The organism is Micrococcaceae bacterium Sec5.7 (assembly GCA_039636785.1).
Taxonomy (GTDB): Bacteria; Actinomycetota; Actinomycetes; order Actinomycetales; family Micrococcaceae; genus Arthrobacter.
In genome coordinates, this window is the sequence record CP144169.1 from 2,371,317 (window position 1) to 2,390,054 (window position 18,738).

Annotated in this window: 17 protein-coding genes and 1 tRNA gene; 8 read left to right on the forward strand and 10 right to left on the reverse strand. The window is 64.1% G+C overall.

Features of this window, described 5'->3' with window-relative positions:
- Positions 1–14: 14 nt before the first annotated feature.
- The 7 genes from prfA to argS form a co-directional block, all read right to left on the reverse strand.
- Entirely contained in the window at positions 15–1,088 is a 1,074-nt protein-coding gene (gene prfA / locus V3C33_11340; GenBank protein XAS66101.1) for a peptide chain release factor 1, read from the reverse strand.
- 218 nt (positions 1,089–1,306) lie between these two features.
- Positions 1,307–3,442 (reverse strand): transcription termination factor Rho, encoded by a 2,136-nt coding sequence (rho, locus tag V3C33_11345; protein XAS66102.1) that lies wholly within the window; start codon positions 3,440–3,442, stop codon positions 1,307–1,309.
- Positions 3,443–3,737: 295 nt separating this feature from the next.
- Positions 3,738–4,712 carry a homoserine kinase gene (gene thrB, locus V3C33_11350; protein XAS66103.1) on the reverse strand — a complete coding sequence of 325 codons (975 nt, stop codon included), beginning with the start codon at positions 4,710–4,712 and terminating at the stop codon, positions 3,738–3,740.
- A gap of 2 nt (positions 4,713–4,714) precedes the next feature.
- On the reverse strand, positions 4,715–5,821 hold the full coding sequence (gene thrC, locus V3C33_11355) for a threonine synthase (protein XAS66104.1): 1,107 nt from the start codon (positions 5,819–5,821) through the stop codon (positions 4,715–4,717).
- Positions 5,822–7,138, reverse strand: a complete 1,317-nt coding sequence (locus tag V3C33_11360; protein XAS66105.1) for a homoserine dehydrogenase — start codon at positions 7,136–7,138, stop codon at positions 5,822–5,824. It lies immediately after the preceding gene.
- On the reverse strand, positions 7,139–8,614 hold the full coding sequence (lysA, locus tag V3C33_11365; GenBank protein XAS66106.1) for a diaminopimelate decarboxylase: 1,476 nt from the start codon (positions 8,612–8,614) through the stop codon (positions 7,139–7,141).
- A gap of 4 nt (positions 8,615–8,618) precedes the next feature.
- Complete coding sequence (gene argS / locus V3C33_11370; GenBank protein XAS66107.1) at positions 8,619–10,268, reverse strand: arginine--tRNA ligase; 1,650 nt, start codon at positions 10,266–10,268, stop codon at positions 8,619–8,621.
- Positions 10,269–10,429: 161 nt separating this feature from the next.
- On the opposite strand from argS, the gene V3C33_11375 reads away from it, so the two are divergent.
- From V3C33_11375 to V3C33_11400, 6 genes are all read left to right on the forward strand, one after another.
- Complete coding sequence (locus tag V3C33_11375) at positions 10,430–10,900, forward strand: FMN-binding protein (protein ID XAS66108.1); 471 nt, start codon at positions 10,430–10,432, stop codon at positions 10,898–10,900.
- Between the two features lie 45 nt (positions 10,901–10,945).
- Positions 10,946–11,818 carry an FAD:protein FMN transferase gene (locus tag V3C33_11380; protein XAS66109.1) on the forward strand — a complete coding sequence of 291 codons (873 nt, stop codon included), beginning with the start codon at positions 10,946–10,948 and terminating at the stop codon, positions 11,816–11,818.
- Complete coding sequence (locus V3C33_11385) at positions 11,815–13,398, forward strand: oxidoreductase (GenBank protein ID XAS66110.1); 1,584 nt, start codon at positions 11,815–11,817, stop codon at positions 13,396–13,398. The genes V3C33_11380 and V3C33_11385 overlap by 4 nt, the downstream gene beginning before the upstream one ends.
- Before the next feature lie 96 nt (positions 13,399–13,494).
- Positions 13,495–13,567: transfer RNA gene (locus V3C33_11390), tRNA-Arg, on the forward strand.
- A gap of 193 nt (positions 13,568–13,760) precedes the next feature.
- Positions 13,761–14,804, forward strand: coding sequence for a M4 family metallopeptidase (locus tag V3C33_11395; GenBank protein ID XAS66111.1), 1,044 nt, complete (start codon positions 13,761–13,763; stop codon positions 14,802–14,804).
- A 112-nt stretch (positions 14,805–14,916) separates the two neighbouring features.
- Positions 14,917–15,225 (forward strand): protealysin inhibitor emfourin, encoded by a 309-nt coding sequence (locus V3C33_11400; protein ID XAS66112.1) that lies wholly within the window; start codon positions 14,917–14,919, stop codon positions 15,223–15,225.
- Here the strand turns inward: V3C33_11400 and V3C33_11405 are convergent.
- Complete coding sequence (locus tag V3C33_11405; protein XAS66113.1) at positions 15,222–16,190, reverse strand: helix-turn-helix domain-containing protein; 969 nt, start codon at positions 16,188–16,190, stop codon at positions 15,222–15,224. The two genes, V3C33_11400 and V3C33_11405, sit on opposite strands and share 4 nt — an antisense overlap.
- An 81-nt stretch (positions 16,191–16,271) precedes the next feature.
- Between V3C33_11405 and V3C33_11410 the strand changes: the two genes are divergently transcribed.
- Positions 16,272–16,439: a hypothetical protein gene (locus V3C33_11410; GenBank protein ID XAS66114.1), complete on the forward strand. Its 168-nt coding sequence runs from the start codon at positions 16,272–16,274 to the stop codon at positions 16,437–16,439.
- A 91-nt stretch (positions 16,440–16,530) separates the two neighbouring features.
- Positions 16,531–17,529: a YafY family protein gene (locus V3C33_11415; protein XAS66115.1), complete on the forward strand. Its 999-nt coding sequence runs from the start codon at positions 16,531–16,533 to the stop codon at positions 17,527–17,529.
- Positions 17,530–17,560: 31 nt separating this feature from the next.
- On the opposite strand, the gene catC is transcribed toward V3C33_11415, so the two are convergent.
- Positions 17,561–17,845 carry a muconolactone Delta-isomerase gene (gene catC / locus V3C33_11420; protein ID XAS66116.1) on the reverse strand — a complete coding sequence of 95 codons (285 nt, stop codon included), beginning with the start codon at positions 17,843–17,845 and terminating at the stop codon, positions 17,561–17,563.
- Positions 17,846–17,870: 25 nt separating this feature from the next.
- Positions 17,871–18,734, reverse strand: coding sequence for a catechol 1,2-dioxygenase (catA, locus tag V3C33_11425; GenBank protein XAS69726.1), 864 nt, complete (start codon positions 18,732–18,734; stop codon positions 17,871–17,873).
- Positions 18,735–18,738: the final 4 nt, after the last annotated feature.

Here is an 18,738-nt window from a genome sequence, read left to right on the forward strand (position 1 = left end):
TTGGCCGCCAACCGCTATTCGCCGATGGCGTCCAGGCGGGCCTGTTCGTCCATCTCGATGGCTGACTGGATGACCGGCTCAAGGTCGCCGTTCATTACCTGGTCGAGGTTGTAGGCCTTGTAGCCGGTGCGGTGGTCCGCGATCCGGTTCTCGGGGTAGTTATAGGTACGGATGCGCTCGGAGCGGTCCATGGTGCGGATCTGGGATTTGCGCACAGCCGAGTTTTCGGCGTCGATCAGCTCCTGCTGGTGCGCCAGGATCCGGGCGCGCAGGACACGCATGCCGGCTTCGCGGTTCTGCAGCTGCGACTTCTCGTTCTGCATGGCCACCACGATTCCGGTGGGAAGGTGCGTAATGCGGACAGCAGAGTCAGTGGTGTTCACCGACTGTCCACCCGGACCGGAAGATCTGTAGACATCGATCTTGAGATCGTTCTGGTTGATCTCGAGTTCCTCGGGCTCGTCCACTTCGGGAAGCACCAGCACGCCGGCGGCCGAGGTATGGATGCGGCCTTGGGACTCCGTAACGGGCACACGCTGCACCCGGTGCACGCCTCCCTCGAATTTCAGCCGGGCGTAAACACCCTCCGCCGGATCATTGGAGGATCCCTTGACGGCCATCTGCACGTCCTTGTAACCGCCCAGATCGGACTCGTTGTACGAGATCAGCTCGGTCTTCCATCCCCGTGACTCCGCGTAGCGCGTGTACATCCGCAGCAGGTCACCGGCGAACAATGCAGCTTCGTCGCCACCTTCGCCGCCCTTGACTTCCAGGATCACGTTGCGGGCATCGTCCGGGTCGCGCGGGATGAGCAGCCGGCGAAGATTCGCCGCCGCAGTCTCCAAGGCCGCCTCGAGCTGGGGTACTTCCGCGGCAAATTCAGGATCCTCGGACGCCATCTCCTTGGCGGCGGCGAGGTCATCCTCAATGGCATGCCAGCGGTGGTAGGCCTCAACGATTCCGTTCAGCTGGGCAGACCGGCGCCCCAGCTTCCGGGCCAGCCGCTGGTCAGCATAAACAGCAGGATCCCCAAGCTGCGCCTGAATGGCATCGTGCTCATCAAGCAGGCCCTGAACGGACTCAAACATTTCAAAACCTCTTTCGACTTGTAAACAAGTCTAGTTATGACGTGCGGTAGGTGAGACAACAGCAAAGGCGTGCGGATTTTGCCGCCCGGGAGTGGCATCGGGCCTGCCGGAGCGTGGTGGCCAAGTCCGTCAGGACGTGGCCACCACGCGGAGGGGCGGGGGCGGAAAATCCGCGCGGCTAACCGCGCGAGGATTCCGGCACCCCGCCCCTGACTCAGCTACTTGTCGTTATCGGACTTCGCACCAAGAGTCGTCTTCTGAACCTGCATGAGGAACTCGACGTTGCTCTGGGTCTCCCGGATCTTGTTGGTCAGCAGTTCAAGGCTCTGCTGGGTCTCGAGCCCGGAAAGGACACGGCGCAGCTTCCACATGATCTTGACCTCTTCAGGGGACAGCAGGTTCTCTTCGCGGCGGGTACCGGACGCGTTGACATCCACTGCCGGGAAGATGCGCTTGTCAGCCAGCTGGCGGGACAGGCGGAGCTCCATGTTGCCGGTGCCCTTGAACTCTTCGAAGATGACCTCGTCCATCTTCGAACCGGTCTCCACAAGGGCCGTTGCCAGGATGGTCAGTGATCCACCGTTTTCGATGTTGCGGGCTGCTCCGAAGAAACGCTTCGGCGGGTACAGCGCTGCGGAGTCCACACCACCGGACAGGATACGGCCGGAGGCCGGCGCTGCCAGGTTGTAGGCGCGCCCCAGCCTGGTCATGGAGTCAAGGAGCACCACTACGTCCATGCCCATTTCCACGAGGCGCTTGGCGCGTTCAATGGAAAGTTCGGCCACGGTGGTGTGGTCGTCAGCGGGACGGTCGAAGGTGGAGGCAATGACCTCGCCCTTGACTGTGCGCTGCATGTCCGTGACTTCTTCAGGGCGTTCGTCAACGAGCACCATCATGAGGTGGACCTCAGGATTGTTGATGGTGATGGCATTGGCGATGGACTGCAGGATGAGCGTCTTGCCGGCCTTCGGCGGCGAGACGATCAGGCCGCGTTGGCCCTTGCCGATCGGTGCAACCAGGTCGATGACGCGGGGGCCGATCTTCTTCGGGTCCGTTTCGAGGCGCAGGCGCTCGGACGGGTACAGCGGCACCAGCTTGGCGAACTCGACGCGGTCCTTCAGCTCTTCCGGCGTCTTGCCGTTGACAGAGGTGATACGGACCAGCGCGTTGAACTTCTGGCGGGCGGTCTGCTGGCTGCGGTCTTCGCCTTCGCGCGGCGCGCGGATGGCGCCGACGACGGCGTCACCCTTGCGCAGGTTGTACTTCTTGACCTGGGCGAGGGAAACATACACATCGTTCGGGCCCGGCAGGTAGCCGGAGGTGCGGATGAACGCGTAGTTCTCCAGGACGTCCAGGATGCCTGCTACGGGCAGCAGGACGTCGTCCTCGGTCACCTCGACGTCGTCGACGTCCGGGCCCTGGCTGCGTCCGCGACGGCGGTCGTTACGGTCGCGGAAGCGGTCGTTGCGCGAGTTGGTGTCGCGGCTGTCCTGCGAGCCGGAACGCTCATTGCGATCGTTCCGGTCACGGCGGTTGCGCCGGTTACGGCGGCTGCCGCCGTCGGTGTCATCGCTGTCGCGGCTGTCATCGCGGCGGGCATTGTCACGCTGGCCGGCGTTATCACGCTGGCCGGCGTTATCAGCATCGGCCGTGTTGCCCCGGCCGCCACGCGTGCGGGTGTTTTCGCGTCGGTCACCGCGCTGACCGGCGTCGCCGGCTTCACTTGCCTGATCGGCGTTGCGCTCAGGAGCGCGCTGCTGTTCGACGGCGGGCTGCTCGGCCTGGCCTTCGCCGGACTCGACGTTCTGCGTTGCGGCGCTTTCGCCGCGACGGCGGTTGCGGGTACGGGGCGGACGACGCTCGCCGGCGCCCTCTGCAGCGGATGAATCTGCTGCATCAGACGGCGCGGAAACTGCCGGCGCTTCCTTGGCGGCGGGTTCAGCGGCAGCCGGTGCCTCGGCGGCGGGCGTGGAGATCACGCCGTCGCTTCCGGCCCGGCGGCTGCGACCGCGGCCACGGGCCCGGGTACCTTCCTGAGCCGGGGCCTCCACGGTGGCGGCGGCTGCGGCGACAGGCGCAGCAACCGGGGCGGAGTGGTTCTCGCTCGCCTTTTCAGCAGCTTTGGCCGGAGCCTTGCTGGCTGAAGAACCCGAGCGGTGGGCGGAAATGGCCGAAACCAGATCCCCCTTGCGCATGCGGGATCCGCCGGAGATACCAAGCTGGCTGGCAAGTGCCTGCAGCTGGGCGAGCTTGAGGCCTGCAAGGCCGCTGCTCTTAGCGGGTGCTTCCGTTGACGATCCGGCAGCAGAAGATGATGTTTCCACAGCTGAAGACAGCTCAGTGGTTTCGGTCACGAAGGATCCTTCCCCCTCGACGGCGTCCAGACTAGGAGCTGGACGCGATGATTTGATCTGGGCTGCAGTTCAGATCTGCAGCCGGGATTTTCGGTCTTGCCGGTTGGATTTCGGCCAGCAGGGCCGGATACTTATTCACCTTCTGCGTTCCGAGAAATGGCGGAACGGCGGACTGACGGTTCAGGGGCAGACAATGATTTCTGCAGGTTCCTGCGACAGACCAAAGCAGGTGGCACCGGAAAATATTGCGCAGTAGGAGATTAGAAAGGCAACTGGGCCAACATCCAGTACGGTATTACCGCCGGTGCAAGTCCACTTTAGCACCTTCAACGTCCACTGCCAGTTTCATCACACGCCAGGCGACGTCCGGCGTGTTGGCGGCGGTGAAATCCTCGATGAACTGCAGAATCTCAGCGGCTTCCGCCTCGCCGTTGGCCAGAACCATAACGGTGGGGCCCGCACCGGACACCACCGCTGCATGGCCTGCCCGCCGCAGTGCCCCGATCAACGCCGCGCTGGGCCGCATGGCCTCGGCACGGTAGCTCTGGTGAAGGTAATCCTGCGTGCCGGCCAGCAGGAATTCCGGCTTCAGGGTCAGTGCATGGATCAGCAGCGCAGCGCGGCCGGAGTTCATCGCGGCCGCGTGGTGTCCGATCGAGGCCGGCAGGAGCGCACGTGCCGCGTCGGTGGACAACTCATAATCCGGTACTGCGACAACAGGGATGACAGTCTCCGCCACCGCAGCGCAGGTGCTGCTGTACCGGTCACTGTCCTGCCAGGACAACGCCAGTCCGCCGAAAATGGCCGGAGCAACGTTGTCCGGATGGCCTTCCATTTCGCTCGTGAGCTGCAGAATCCATTCCCGGCCACGCTGTGCCTCTTCCGGTACCAGTGCGTTGGCCGCCATAACTGCCGCCACCACCGCCGATGCCGAGGATCCAAGGCCCCGTCCGTGCGGGTTGACGTTCGCTGCCGTGATTTTCAGGCCGCCGTGCCGGTAGCCGAGCCGTCCGAAGGCTGCGTTCATGGCCTTGACCACGAGGTGGCTGGCATCCCTTGGGAGGGACTCCGCGCCTTCACCGCTGAGCTCAAAGACCAGCTCGCCGCTGTCCAGGCTTTCGACGGTCAATGTGTCATGCAGGGCCAGTGCCAGGCCTAGGCTGTCATATCCCGGTCCCAGGTTGGCGCTCGTGGCCGGCACGCTGACCGTCACCTTCTGTCCTGCCGCGATGGAGGGCGTCTCAGCCGCAAGCGGAAGTGTGGCTTCCAAGGTTACTTTTCTTCCAGGCCCAGTTCGGCGGCAACGGTGACAACGTCATTGGATACCTTGACGGGCTGCACCTCACTGCCGTCTTCGGTCCGCAGCGCCCACTGCGGATCCTTCAGTCCATGGCCGGTCACCGTGATAACAATCGTCCTGCCTGCCGGGACCTCGCCCGCGGCGTGCTTCTTGATGAGACCGGCTACACCTGCAGCCGAGCCCGGTTCAACAAATACACCTTCGCGGGCGGACAGCCAGCGGTGTGCCGCCAGGATCTCATCGTCCGTAACGGCCTCGATCAGTCCGCCGGATTCGTCTCGGGCGGCAATGGCGCCGTCCCAGGATGCCGGGTTTCCGATCCGGATTGCGGTGGCAATCGTGTCCGGATCGGTGATGGGGTGTCCTGCCACGAACGGCGCTGCGCCGGCGGCCTGGAACCCCCACATCGCGGGGGTTTTGGTGGCGACGGCCGGCAGCGTTCCTGCCGTCGCGGACTCGAACGGAGCAGCGTATTCCTTGTAGCCCTTCCAATACGCTGTGATGTTGCCGGCGTTACCCACCGGCAGCACGTGGATGTCCGGGGCGTCGCCCAGAGAGTCCACAATTTCGAAAGCGCCGGTCTTCTGGCCCTCGATCCGCGCCGGGTTGACGGAGTTAACCAGGAAAACCGGGTAGGCCTCGCCCAGCTTGCGGGCAATGTCCAGGCAGTTGTCGAAGTTGCCGTCAACCTGCAGCAAGGTGGCGCCGTGGGCGATCGCCTGGCTCATTTTCCCCATGGAGATCTTGCCCTCCGGGACCAGCACGGCACACTTCAGGCCGGCAGCCGTCGCGTAGGCGGCCGCTGACGCCGAGGTGTTGCCCGTCGAAGCGCACACCACCGCCTTGGCACCTGAGGCCACCGCAGCAGTCATCGCCATGGTCATGCCGCGGTCCTTGAACGAACCCGTGGGGTTCATGCCCTCCACCTTGAGGTAGACGGTGGAACCCGTGAGCTCGGAAAGCTTCTGTGCATGGACCAGCGGCGTGCCGCCTTCACCCAGAGTGATGACCTTGGTGGATTCGGTGACGGGCAAACGATCAGCGTATTCGCGGATAACCCCGCGCCATTGGTGAGCCACTTAGACTCCTTCTACCCGGAGTACGGATGTGACTGAAATGATGACGTCCAGGCCCTTGACGGCCTCGACGGTTGCTGCGAGGGCAGCTTCTGATGCGCGGTGGGTGACTATCCGCAGTTCGGCCGATTCCACCTTCGAATCGGCATCCCGGTGGATGGTCTGCCGCATGATTTCGATGGACACCCCGTGCTCTGCGAAGAGCTGGGCGATCCTGGCCAGGACGCCCGGCTGGTCCGCGACGTCCAGTCCGATGTAGTAGCTGGTGTTAACCGCGTCGATGGGAAGCGCAGGAACGTGTCCGGTAGTGGTTTCGGTGCGCCCCGGGCCCCCGAGGACAATGCGGCGGGCCGCGGAAACCAGATCGCCCAAGACAGCCGATGCTGTCGGGGTCCCGCCGGCACCCTGCCCATAAAACATCAGCTCGCCGGCGTTCTCGGCTTCAATGAATACTGCGTTGAAAGCCCCTCGGACGGCGGCCAGCGGGTGTTCGCGCGGAAGGAGGGTGGGGTGCACCCGGACTGACACACCCTCTTTGCCGTCAGCGTCCACGAGTTTTTCGGCGATGGCCAGCAGCTTGATGACAAAGCCGGCGTCCTTGGCCGCGGCGATGTCCGCCGCGCTGACGCCCGTGATGCCCTCGCAGTGGACGTTTTCCAGGGCAAACCGGGTATGGAAGGACAGCGAGGCGAGGATTGCGGCCTTGGAGGCGGCGTCGTGGCCTTCGATGTCAGCCGTGGGATCGGCTTCGGCGTAGCCAAGCCTCTGCGCTTCGGCCAGTGCGTCGGCAAACTGTGCGCCGGTGGAGTCCATCTGGTCCAGGATGAAGTTGGTGGTGCCGTTTACGATGCCAAGAACACGCGTGATGCGGTCCCCCGACAGGCTGTCCCGGATGGGGCGCAGGATGGGGATGGCGCCCGCCACGGCGGCTTCGTAGGAGAGCTGGACGCCGGCCTTGTCCGCCTCTTCGTAGAGGGTGGGGCCGTCCTGTGCCAGCAGGGCCTTGTTGCCGGTGACAACTGACGCACCGTTCTGCATCGCCGTAAGGATCAGCGAGCGGGCGGGCTCGATGCCGCCCATGAGCTCGATCACGAGGTCGGCGTCCTTGACCAGCGTGTCCGCATCCGTGGTGAACAGCTCATGTGGCAGTTCAACGTCGCGGCGGGCATCGATGTTGCGCACGGCAATGCCGCTCAGTTCCAGACGTGCGCCGGTCCTGGCAGCCAGGGCACCGGCGTCGTCAATGAGAATCCGCGCTACCTGGGCCCCAACGTTGCCACAGCCCAGCAGGGCTACTTTCAGGGTTCGCATTTCCGTCATTCAGACTCCCATGTCGCGGTTGAGCAGATCTTCTTCGGTTTCCCCGCGGACAATCAGCCGGGCTGATCCATCGCGCACAGCGACAACGCCCGGCCGGGCCAGATAGTTGTAGTTGCTTGACAGGGCCCAGCAGTAGGCGCCGGTCCCCGGTACAGCGAGCAGATCACCGGCTGCCACGTCCTCGGGCAGATATACATCTCTAACAACTATGTCGCCGCTCTCGCAATGTTTGCCCACTACTCGGGACAGCTGCGGCGACGCGGAGGAGGTCCGCGACGCCAGAATCGCCGAATAATCCGCGTCGTAGAGCACCGGACGGGCGTTGTCGCTCATGCCGCCGTCCACTGACACATACCGGCGTGGGTGCGTAACGTTTTTCCCGGCTTCTTCCCCGTCTTCGGGGGATTGTGCATCCACGCGCACAGTTTTCAGGGTGCCCACTTCGTACAGGGTGAAGGTGCTGCTGCCTACGATCGCGCGGCCCGGCTCGATGGATATCCGGGGCGCGGAAATGCCCAGTCCGGCGCAGCTGGAACGCACGACGGCGGCCATCGCCTTCGCGATTTCGGCTGGGGGGCGGGGGGTGTCCACCGGTGTGTAGGCGATACCGTACCCACCGCCGAGGTCCAGTTCCGGAAGCGCGATGGAGTACTTATGCTGCATGGCAGCCAGAAAAGTCAGCAGTTTTTCGGCGGCAACGGCAAAGCCGTCCGGCTCGAAAATCTGTGAGCCAATGTGGCAGTGCAGGCCCAGCAGTTCGATGCTGTGGTAGCTCGTTGCTGCCGCCACGGCTTCCTCAGCAGCAGACAGGCCCGGCTGCTCGGTGGAGTCCTCCGCCATGGACAGGCCGAACTTCTGGTCCTCGTGCGCGGTGGCAATGAATTCATGGGTGTGGGCGTGTACGCCCGGGGTGAGCCGCAGCAGCACCTTGGCAGTCTCGCCGCGCTCGGACGCGATTTTGGCCACGCGCTCCAGCTCATCCAGGCTGTCCACCACAATGCGGCCAAGCAACATGTCCAGCGCACGGTTGATTTCGGCGTCGGACTTGTTGTTGCCGTGCAGGCCCAGGCTGGCGCCGTCAATTCCCGCGCGGGCCGCTACTGCCAGCTCGCCGCCGGAGCAGGTGTCCAGGCGCAGGCCTTCCTCCGCCACCCAGCTTGCCACGGCGGTACACAGGAAGGACTTGCCGGCGTAGTAGACGTCCACTCCCCCGCAGATGTCCGCAAAGGCCGCGTCGAAGGCGTCCTTGAAGGAGCGGGCCCGGGCACGGAAATCGGACTCGCTCATCACAAAGAGCGGCGTCCCGAACTGTTCCTTCAGCTTACTGACCGGGATTCCGTCAATGGCGAGGGCGCCGTCGTTGCTCCGCTCAACACCGGCCGCCCACATGGGCTGGTGCATGGCATTCAGGTCGGCGGGGACAGCCAGCCAGTCGGGAGCCAGCGGCGAAGCATGATTCGAAGCAGGTTCCGTCATTGGGTCACATCCTTTCCGGCGCAGAGACGCCAAGCAATTCCAGCCCGTTCGCCAGCACCTGGCTGGTGGCATCATTCAGCCAGAGCCGCGTGCGGTTGAGGTCGGTAATGGGTTCCTCGCCCTGCGGTGCGACCCGGCAGGCGTCGTACCAGCGGTGGTAGGCGCCGGCGATTACCTCGAGGTGGCGGGCAACACGGTGCGGCTCGCGCAGCTCCGCTGCCATGGCCACGATGGACGGGTAGCTGCCCAGGTACGACAACAGTTCGTTTTCGGTGGCGTGGTCCAGCAGGGACGCGTCGAACACGCTGCGGTCCACCCCGGCGGCCACGGCGTTGCGCGCAGTGCCGCATGAACGGGCATGCGCGTACTGGACGTAGAACACCGGGTTCTCATTGGAGTGCTTCTTGAGCAGCTCGGGATCAAGCGTGAGCGGCGAATCAGCGGGGAACCGCGCCAGCGAGTAGCGGACGGCGTCCTTGCCCAGCCAGGAGATGAGGTCCTTGAGCTCGATGATGTTGCCGGCGCGCTTGGACAGCTTCGCGCCGTTGACCGAGACCAGCTGGCCGATCAGGACCTCGATGTTGACCTCGGGATCATCGCCCGCGCACGCGGCAATCGCCTTGAGCCGGTTGATGTAGCCGTGGTGGTCCGCGCCCAGCAGATAGATCTTCTCGGTGAACCCGCGGTCCTTCTTCGAGAGGTAGTACGCGGCGTCGGCGGCAAAGTAGGTGGGTTCCCCGTTGGCCCGGATCATCACCCGGTCCTTGTCATCGCCGAAGTCCGTGGTGCGGAGCCAGACAGCGCCTCCGTCGTCGTAGACGTGGCCCTGTTCGCGAAGGCGGGCCACAGCACTTTCGATCGCGCCGGCGTCGTGCAGTTCGTGTTCGGAGAAGTAGACGTCAAACTCCACGCCGAACTCCGCCAGGGTGTCCTTGATGTCCTTCATCTGGGCTTTGTAGGCTGCCGCCCGGATGACCGGCAGGGCAGCGACATCGGTGAGTTCCCGGATGCCAGGGTGCAGCGTCAGCACTTCGTGGCCCAGATCCACAATGTACTGTCCGGGGTAGCCGCCCTCCGGAACCCCGCGTCCGTGGAGCCGGGACAAAACCGAGTTGGCAAAGACGTTCATCTGCGAGCCGGCGTCGTTGATGTAGTACTCCGCTGTGACTTCCGCACCGGAGGCCCTCAGGACCCGGGCGATCGCATCGCCGAGGGCAGCCCAGCGGGTGTGCCCGATGTGCAAGGGACCGGTGGGATTGGCGGACACGAATTCCATGTTCACCACGTGGCCCGTGAGCGCGGTGTTCGTGCCGTACTGCGCGCCGGCCTCCACGATTACCTTGGCCAGCACACCGGCGGCTGCGGCGTCCACTGTGATGTTCAGGAAGCCGGGACCGGCGATTTCCACGGCCGTTACACCGGCAATGGTTTTGAGCCTCGTGCTCAGAATGCCGGCGAATTCGCGGGGATTGCTGCCGGCCTGTTTGGACAGCTGCAGGGCGATGTTGGTGGCCCAGTCCCCGTGCTCCCTGTTCCTCGGCCGCTCCACCCGCACCTCGTCAGGGACGGCTGATGCGGAAAGGGCAATTTCACCGGCGGCGACGGCGTCTTTCAGGCAGGCGGATATGGCGAGGGAGAGTTCTTCGGGAGTCACGCAACCAGCCTACCGGTGGCCTGCAAAGTCGCGGAATTCCCGCGGCCCCGTGACCCTGTGGGGCGCACAGGAAATCCTGTCCCCAATCACAGGCTGAACCACTACGCTGAAGTCAACGTTGAGAACACCGTAAGCACCCGCCTATACGAAACGAGCCAAATATGAGACCGTCGGTCCGCAAGAGTGTTTTCGCCGGCGTCGCCGGCCTGTCCCTGGCCGGGGCTGTGGCCGGTTGCGCACCGTCTGCCGGACAATCGGGTGCCCAGAGCACGCCGGCCGGTTCAGCGGGCGCTGCTGCGTCGTCTTCCGGGACGGCCGCTGGCTCCGCCGGCCCTTCTGCCTACAAGGACGGCACCTACAGCGCCGACGGCAACTATGTCTCCCCCAACGGCACGGAAACGGTGGGCGTGGAACTGACGCTGTCCAACGGCACGGTGTCAGACGTCACCATCACCGAGCATCCGTCCAACCCGAACACCCGGAAATTCCAGGGGGAATTCGCCGCCGGCGTCAAAGCCCAGATCGTGGGCAAGAGCCTGGACGGGCTGAATGTATCCAAGGTGGCTGGCTCCTCGCTCACCAGCGGCGGTTTCAACCAGGCGGTCGAACAGATCAAATCAGAGGCGCAGTAGATTCCGGACGGAGCCAACACACAGCGCCCAGGCAAAGGAGAGCCCGTGCCGCACACGGAGTGGCAGAACTTCGATTTCGACGGGATCGGAACCCGCTGGGAGATTTCCGCTCCCGGACCGCTGGACCATGCCCTCCGGATGGAGCTTCTGCGTGTGGTTGAGCGCTACGACGCCACATGGTCCAGGTTCAGGGAGGACTCTGTGGTGGCCGCCATGTCGAGGCAAGCCGGACGTTACGAGCTGCCGGCGGAAGCGTCAGCGCTGGGCGCCGTCTACAGGTCCCTCTATGACCTCAGCCACGGCGCCATGACGCCTCTCATCGGCGGCAGCCTGGAGCATCTTGGCTACGACGCCGCCTATTCGCTACGGCCCCGGGGGGCGCCACGTCCGGCACCGCAATGGGAAGGCGCACTGGACTGGGATGGAACGGTGGTAACCACCTCAGTTCCGCTGGTCCTGGACATCGGCGCTGCGGGAAAGGGGCAGCTGGTTGATCTCCTGTCCGCGGAGCTGCAGTCCCGGGGCATCAATGACTTTTTTATCGATGCCAGCGGCGACCTCCTGAACAGCGGCAGGGTCCCGGTGAGTGTGGCGTTGGAACACCCCTACGATCCGGATGCGGCCATCGGCACGGTCTCTCTGGGTGCCGGTGCCCTGTGCGCCTCGGCATCGAACCGGCGGTTATGGGGCGACGGGCTTCACCACGTCCTGGACGGAACTACAGGAGCGCCCGTCCAGACGGTTGTGGCCACCTGGGCCATGGCCGAAACCGCCATGGTGGCCGATGCCCTGGCCACTGCACTGTTTTTTGTTCCCGGCGACGACCTGGAACGAAACTTTGAGTTTTCCTGGCTGAAGGTCTTTTCCGACGGAGGTGCGGACTACTCCGCAGGTTTTGAAGGGACACTGTTCACATGAGTCCGATTAATGTCCGGAAGATCCGGCCGGAAATGTCACCCGCCGCACTCGACACAGCACTGGGCCGGTTCACCATGTACAGGCTGGTGCTGCTGGTACTGGCGTTCCTGGCCGCCTACAGCCTGCTGCTCAATGTCCTGGGCTGGCTGACGTTCGGGATTCCGGAGATGCTGGCCCATCTGGCGTTGTGCCTGGGGCTGACGTATGCCTCCAACCTCGGACTCGCGGCGATTTTCCACGTCCGCCCTCACTCTGAGTCTTCGCTGATTACGGGCCTCCTCCTTTATTTCCTGTTCTGGCCGACGTTCAACCCGATGGATATGACCGGCGTGGCGCTCGCGTGTGTGCTCGCATCTGCTTCCAAATACGCCCTGGCCTGGCGCGGCCGCCACATCTTTAATCCCGCAGCCGCCGGCGCCTTCATCGCCGGGCTCACCGGACTCAACATCGCCACGTGGTGGGCCGCGACACCCGCCATGCTGTGGGTGCTGGTTCCAGGCATCCTTCTGGTGCTCTACCGCACCAGGAAAATGCTCATGGCGACGGTCTTCACGGTTGTGGCCACCTCCCTTGTGGCTCTGGAACTTCTGCGGGCAGGCATGGCCCTTGGCGGCGCCTTGTGGCAGCCTCTCGCACAGCGTCCGGTGCTCTTTTTCGTCGGATTCATGCTGACCGAACCGCTCACCCTGGCACCGCGGCGGTGGCAGCAGCTGGCACTGGGCGCCGTCGTCGGTGTGGTGTTCGCAATCCCTTACAACCTTGGTTTTGTGTCAAACTCGCCGGAACTGGCGCTTCTCCTCGGCAATCTCCTGGCCTTTATGGCCGGCCAGCGCGGCGGCATCCGGCTGGCGTTCACGGGCTCGCGCCCGCTGACACCGTCGACGACGGAGTTCACCTTCCAGCCACGGCGCGCCGTACGCTTCACCGCCGGCCAGTACATGGAGCTGGACCTTCCGCACACAAAGTCGGATGGAAATGGCCGGCGGAGGGTTTTCAGCCTGACCAGCGCTCCCGGTTCGAATGAGGTGAGGTTCGGGGTGGGAACCGCCGAGCCTGTTTCCGCCGCCAAGCGGGTGCTGCAGGCCCTTGAACCGGGCGATGAATTGACGGCCACGGCCGTTGGCGGTGACTTTGTACTCCCCCGCAAGTCATCCCGGCCGGTGCTGCTTATAGCGGCGGGAATCGGAATAACGCCCTATCTGGCGCAGCTCAACGCCGGGGCCTCCGGGGACCGCGACACCGTTCTCCTGTGTCTGGCCAGGAACTCGGCCGAGCTCGCATATGCGGACGAGCTTGAAAGGTCAGGCGCGCGCATCCTTGCCCGGTTCTCGGATGGATCCGCACCGCCGTCGTTTGTTCAGAACGCAGCTGCTGGCGGCGGCGCCGGCGACGCGAGCGTCGCCGTGGCAGGGACGGCAGGAGACCGGCTGGACGGGCCCGCCCTGAAGGAACTGGTTCCGGACATCGCGGCGCGGGACGTATTCATTTCCGGTTCTCCCGCGAGCGTGGCGTCTCTGCGGTCAGCCGCACGGAGCGCAGGCGCCCGGCGGATCCACATTGATTCCTTTGCCGGCTACTGACGCCAGGCTGCTGCCACAGGCGTCCGGTTTTTCCTTGAAGGCCACCTTCCTGCTAAGCTCTAGGACGTCCCACCGGCAACGGCAGGATCCCTGAATGCCCTCGTAGCTCAGGGGATAGAGCGTCTGCCTCCGGAGCAGAAGGTCGTTGGTTCGATTCCAATCGAGGGCACAGAAAAGACCCCGTCAACGTTAGTTGGCGGGGTTTTCTGCATCCATTGTGTGTGCCGCCCGAAAATGTCCGTGACCCCTCGTAGGCTGGTCTCATCGGCAGCGGGGTATCCGGGATCTGGCACCATCCAGCTCCCCACATCCGGTCTCACATGGTGTGCGTGGTTCCCCGCCGAAGCACAAAGGGGTATTCCATGTACTGCTCAATAATTCCGCCCTACATCCTGCGCCGGCTGGCGGCCCAGGACGCACCGCGGTTCTCCGCCGTGGCCCGGGCAGCCAGGGAAACGCTGCTGCATGTCAGGACAGTCCAGGCTGCCCGTGCGCTGCCGGCACCGGCGCAGACACCAGGCATGAGGCAGGTGCAGCCGGGTCCGCCGAACAGGACACTCTACGACGCCCAGTCCGCCGAAAAGCTGCCCGGGCGGCTGGTCCGCAAGGAAGGCGAAGCAGCCACCGGCGACCCTTCAACGGACGAAGCCTACGACGGACTGGGCCACACCCACCGCCTGTACGCGGAAGTCTTCGGCCGGAATTCCATTGACGGTTCAGGCCTCTCCCTCGACGCCACGGTCCACTTCGGAAAGCTGTACGACAACGCTTTCTGGGATGGCAAACAGATGGTCTTCGGCGATGGTGACGGCGAGATCTTCGAACGGTTCACACGTTCACTGAGCGTCATCGGCCATGAGCTCGCCCACGGAGTCACCCAGTACTCCGCCGGGCTCGCCTACCGGAACCAAGCGGGCGCCATTAATGAGTCCCTGTCTGACGTCTTTGGAGCCCTCGTGGAGCAGTTCCTCAACAAGCAGTCCACTGCCGACGCAAGCTGGATGATCGGGGAAGGCCTGTTTACCGGGCAGGTTCAGGGCTCGGCACTGCGCTCCATGAAAGCGCCGGGAACGGCCTATAACGACGATGTCCTTGGCAAGGATCCACAGCCCGACTCCATGGATTCCTATGTCCGGACCAGTGCCGACAACGGCGGCGTGCACATCAACTCGGGGATCCCCAACCGTGCCTTTTGCCTCGTGGCACAGGCCGTGGGCGGCAACGCCTGGGAAGCCCCGGGGCAGATCTGGTATGAGACGCTCACCGGCGGTACGCTTCCAGCCACCGCCACTTTCAGGGTTTTCGCGAAGGCCACTGCCGCCACTGCAGCGGAACTGTTCGGTGCGGATTCCACGGAACATGACGCCGTGCGGATGGCATGGGAAACTGTGAAGGTAAAGCTGTAACTGACCCGCTGCCGGGTCTTCCGGCTCGACCGGTTCGACCGGCTCGACCGGTTCGACCAGTTCGACCGGTTCGACCGGTTCCCGGCAGCCTCGGAAGCACAGGAACCAGGCCATGAAAATCACTGTCCAGCGCAGCGGCGGGATTGCTGCACTGACCCGGGTATGGACAGTCCAGGCTGTGACGAGCAGTGAGAAGAGTCACTGGCAGCCCATCGTTGAGGCATGCCCCTGGGATTCCGTTCCGAAAACCCGGAAAGCCGCAGGCACCGCACCCGACGGCCAGCCAGACCGTTTCATGTACTCCATCCGCGCCGGACAGCGCCGGGCCACCCTTCCGGAGCAATCAGTGACCGGCCCGTGGCGGGTACTGGTAGAGAACACCAGAGCCGCGGCGGAGGAACCGCCCCGCGCTGCCGGCTAAACCGAAGGCGCCAGCTGTCCACGGAAAGCCCGGCGATACGACTGCGGGCTGGTGTCCAGCACCTTGGCAAAGTGATGGCGAAGAAGCACGGAGTGTCCGAATCCGGCTTCCCTGGCGATCTCATCGATGTTGAGATCGGTGGCTTCCAGGAGTTCCTGGGCGCGCAGCACCCGTTGTGAGTTCAGCCATGCTGCCGGAGTTGCACCCGTTTCGGAACGGAACCGGCGGGCGAAGGTTCTCGGCGACATGTGCAGCCTGTCCGCCAACTGGTCCACGGTATGGTCCCGGTCCAGATTCTTCACCATCCAGCGGAGCAGCTCTTCCATGGGTGCGGAGCCGCAGCGCGGCATGGGGCGGTCGATGAACTGGGCCTGGCCGCCATCGCGGTGGGGCGGCACCACCATGTCACGGGCGATCGCCGAAGCGACGTTCGCTCCCAGCTCAACCCTCACGAGGTGCAGGCAGGCGTCGATGCCCGCAGCGGTGCCCGCGCTGGAGATGATGTTCCCGTCCTGGACGTAGAGCACGTTTTCATCAACGTGCACCAGGGGAAATTTGCTGGCCAGGTCATGGGAGTATTGCCAGTGTGTGGTGCAGCGCCGGCCGTCCAGGAGACCTGCCCGTGCCAGTGCAAACGCTCCGGAGCAGATGGACATGACCCACGCGCCCCGCGCATCCGCCGCTCTCAATGCATCAAGCACCGAATCAGGGACCTCTTCATCCCGGCCATAGGGCGCCATGATCACGAGGTCGGCGTCGGTGGCCGCCTCGAGCCCCAGGCTGACGTGGATGGACAGGCCGGACTTAAGCCTGATATCCCCCGGTTCCGGGGCGCAAACACGGAAGTCGAAGGCGGGAACACTGCTGCCGCGCCCGGACCGGTCGATGCCAAACACCTCGAAAGCAGTACCGAACTCGAAGATCGAGAAATTGGGAACAACGATGATTGCCACTGATTTCAACATGACTTCATTATGGCAGAAATTAGAGCTTTTTGGTCGTTTCTGCCACTGTTTCTCTCCTTCTCCACGGAGAACCATAGAGGTATGGAAATCATCGGAATCGCCCTCGTCATCCTGCTCCTGATCGCCATCTACGCTACCTTCGCCACCCTGCTCAAAGACGGCCGTGGACACACGCCGCCTGTCCGCTCGAACAGTGACTGGAGCGCCCTTGACCTGCCCAGCAGCAACTACACGCTGCGGAACTTCTGATTTGTTGCAGCGCCTGCCCCAAAACGGCAGCCAGTTGGCCAGGTTCTTATGCGGACAGTTTCTGTCCGCATAAGGGCGTAAATTCAGTCATATGATCCAGACCTCGGCCCGCCTCCTCCAGCTCCTGTCCCTGTTGCAGGTCCGCCGCGAGTGGACTGGTCCGGCTCTGGCCGAACGCATGCAGGTGACTGAGCGGACCATCCGCCGGGACATCGACAAACTGCGTCATCTCGGATATCCCATCCAGGCATCCCCCGGCATTGCCGGCGGATACCAGCTGGGCGCCGGCGCCCAGCTGCCACCGCTGCTGCTGGATGACAATGAGGCCTTGGCAGTTGCCCTCGGGCTGAGTTCCGTGGCTGCCGGACCGGTGGCCGGCATCGGCGAAGCCTCGGTGCGCGCACTGGCGAAACTGGAACAGGTGCTCCCCTCCCGGCTGCGCCCGAAATTTGCCATGCTAAGGGCTTCCGTGACCACTCTTCCCACCCACGCGGCACCGGTGGATCCACTGAAGTTGACGGCCGCTTCGGCGGCCATCGCGGACCGCCGGCAGCTCAGTTTTGACTACACCACGGCCGACGGTACGGCGGGGCGGCGCCTCGTGGAGCCGTACCGGCTCGTGGCCGCAGGGCAGCGCTGGTACCTCGTCGCCTGGGACGTGAACCGCGGGGACTGGCGGACTTTCCGCGCGGACAGAATCGCGTCGCTGCCGTCGGAACGGAAGAAATACCTCCCGCGTCCCCTCCCCGCGAAGGATCTCGCAGCCTACGTCCAGCGCTCAATTACGCGGTCACCTTACCGGTACGACGTCGTCGTCCGCCTCCATGCCCCGCTCCGCGAGGTGGCGGCCTTTGTCGGCCCGCAGATGGCAACGCTCAGCGCCGATGGGGAGAACACCACCATCCTGCGCGCCGGCTGGGACCGTCTGGAAACCCCTGCTGCCCATCTGGCGTCACTGGACATGGACTTTGAGATCCTTGCCCCCGAGGAATTCCGCGGCTACGCCCGTGAACTCGCGGAACGGCTGGTGCTGGCAGCCAACGGCGGCAGACGGGCACCTGGGACCATGGAAGACCCGGCTCAGGTTTGAACCGGGTCTTCCTGGACAACCATTTGGGCTGTCAGCCCAGCGCGATGTCCGAGGGGTGGAGTGCCAGCGGCGTGATGTCCATTTTCATGTACGGGAACAACGGCAGCCCCCAGAGGATCTCGTGCAGGCGCTCGTTGCCGGCCACATCGAAGATGCTGATGTTGGCGTATTCGCCGACGCAGCGCCAGATGTTCTGCCATTCGCCGTTGTGCTGGAGCTCCTGCGAATAGGCCTTCTCCCTGGCCAGTAGCTCGGCTTTGGCCTGCGCATCCATGTCCTGCGGAATGCTGACGTCCATACGGACTGCAAAAAGCACGGGACTTCCTTCTCTCAGAGTCGGATCAGGACTTGGCGGCGTCCAGCACGAAGTCGTAAGTGACCTCGTTGCCGGCAGCATCCGCGCGGGTGGTCGGGCTCAGCACAAGCTCCGGCTTGACAGCCGAGGCGATGTCATCGGAGAGGTGCTGGTCCCCTTCGAAGTACAGCTGGGCGGTCAGCAGCTGGTAGCCGGGAGCCGAAACCTTCAGGTGCAGGTGCGCCGGGCGCCAAGCATGCCATCCGGCTGCCGCTATCAGCTTGCCGCAGGCACCGTCGGTAGGAATCTGGTATGGGGCGGGCTGCACCGTATTCAGCGCGAAGTTGCCCTCTGCGTCGGCAACCACTGTTCCCCGCAGGTTCCATTCGGGCAGACCCGGGGCGTACTGCGAGTAGAAGCCGTTGTCATCAGCGTGCCAGATCTCCACGTGGGCGCCTCCGAGCGAGGCACCGTCAACGCCGCGGACCTGGCCTTGGAACAGCAACGGAGTGCCGCCTTCATCTTCTCGCTTCGGCAGGGTGGCCGGGGTTTCCAGCTCAGGTGCGGCCGGCACGTAGTACGGGCCCTCGATGGTGCCCTTGTTGCCTTCCCGGTCCTCCGTGGAGACCTCTTCGACAACGTGCTCCACCCAGACATCCATGAACAGCGGCCATTCGCCGTCTTCGCCGACTCCGATGAGCCATGCCTTCAGGGCATTGAACTCGTCATAAGTGACTTTGTGCTGTCGGATGGTCTCGTAGACGGCGCCAAGTACTTCGTTCGCCAGGAGCGACACACGTTCTTTGGGGACCTCAAGTGCCGCCGTCTTGCCGCTGTCGCGGAAGCGTTCAGTGGCGAGGCCGCCCGATTCGGCCGCCTTGGCGTCAAATTCGCTCAGCTCAGTTGTCATCATC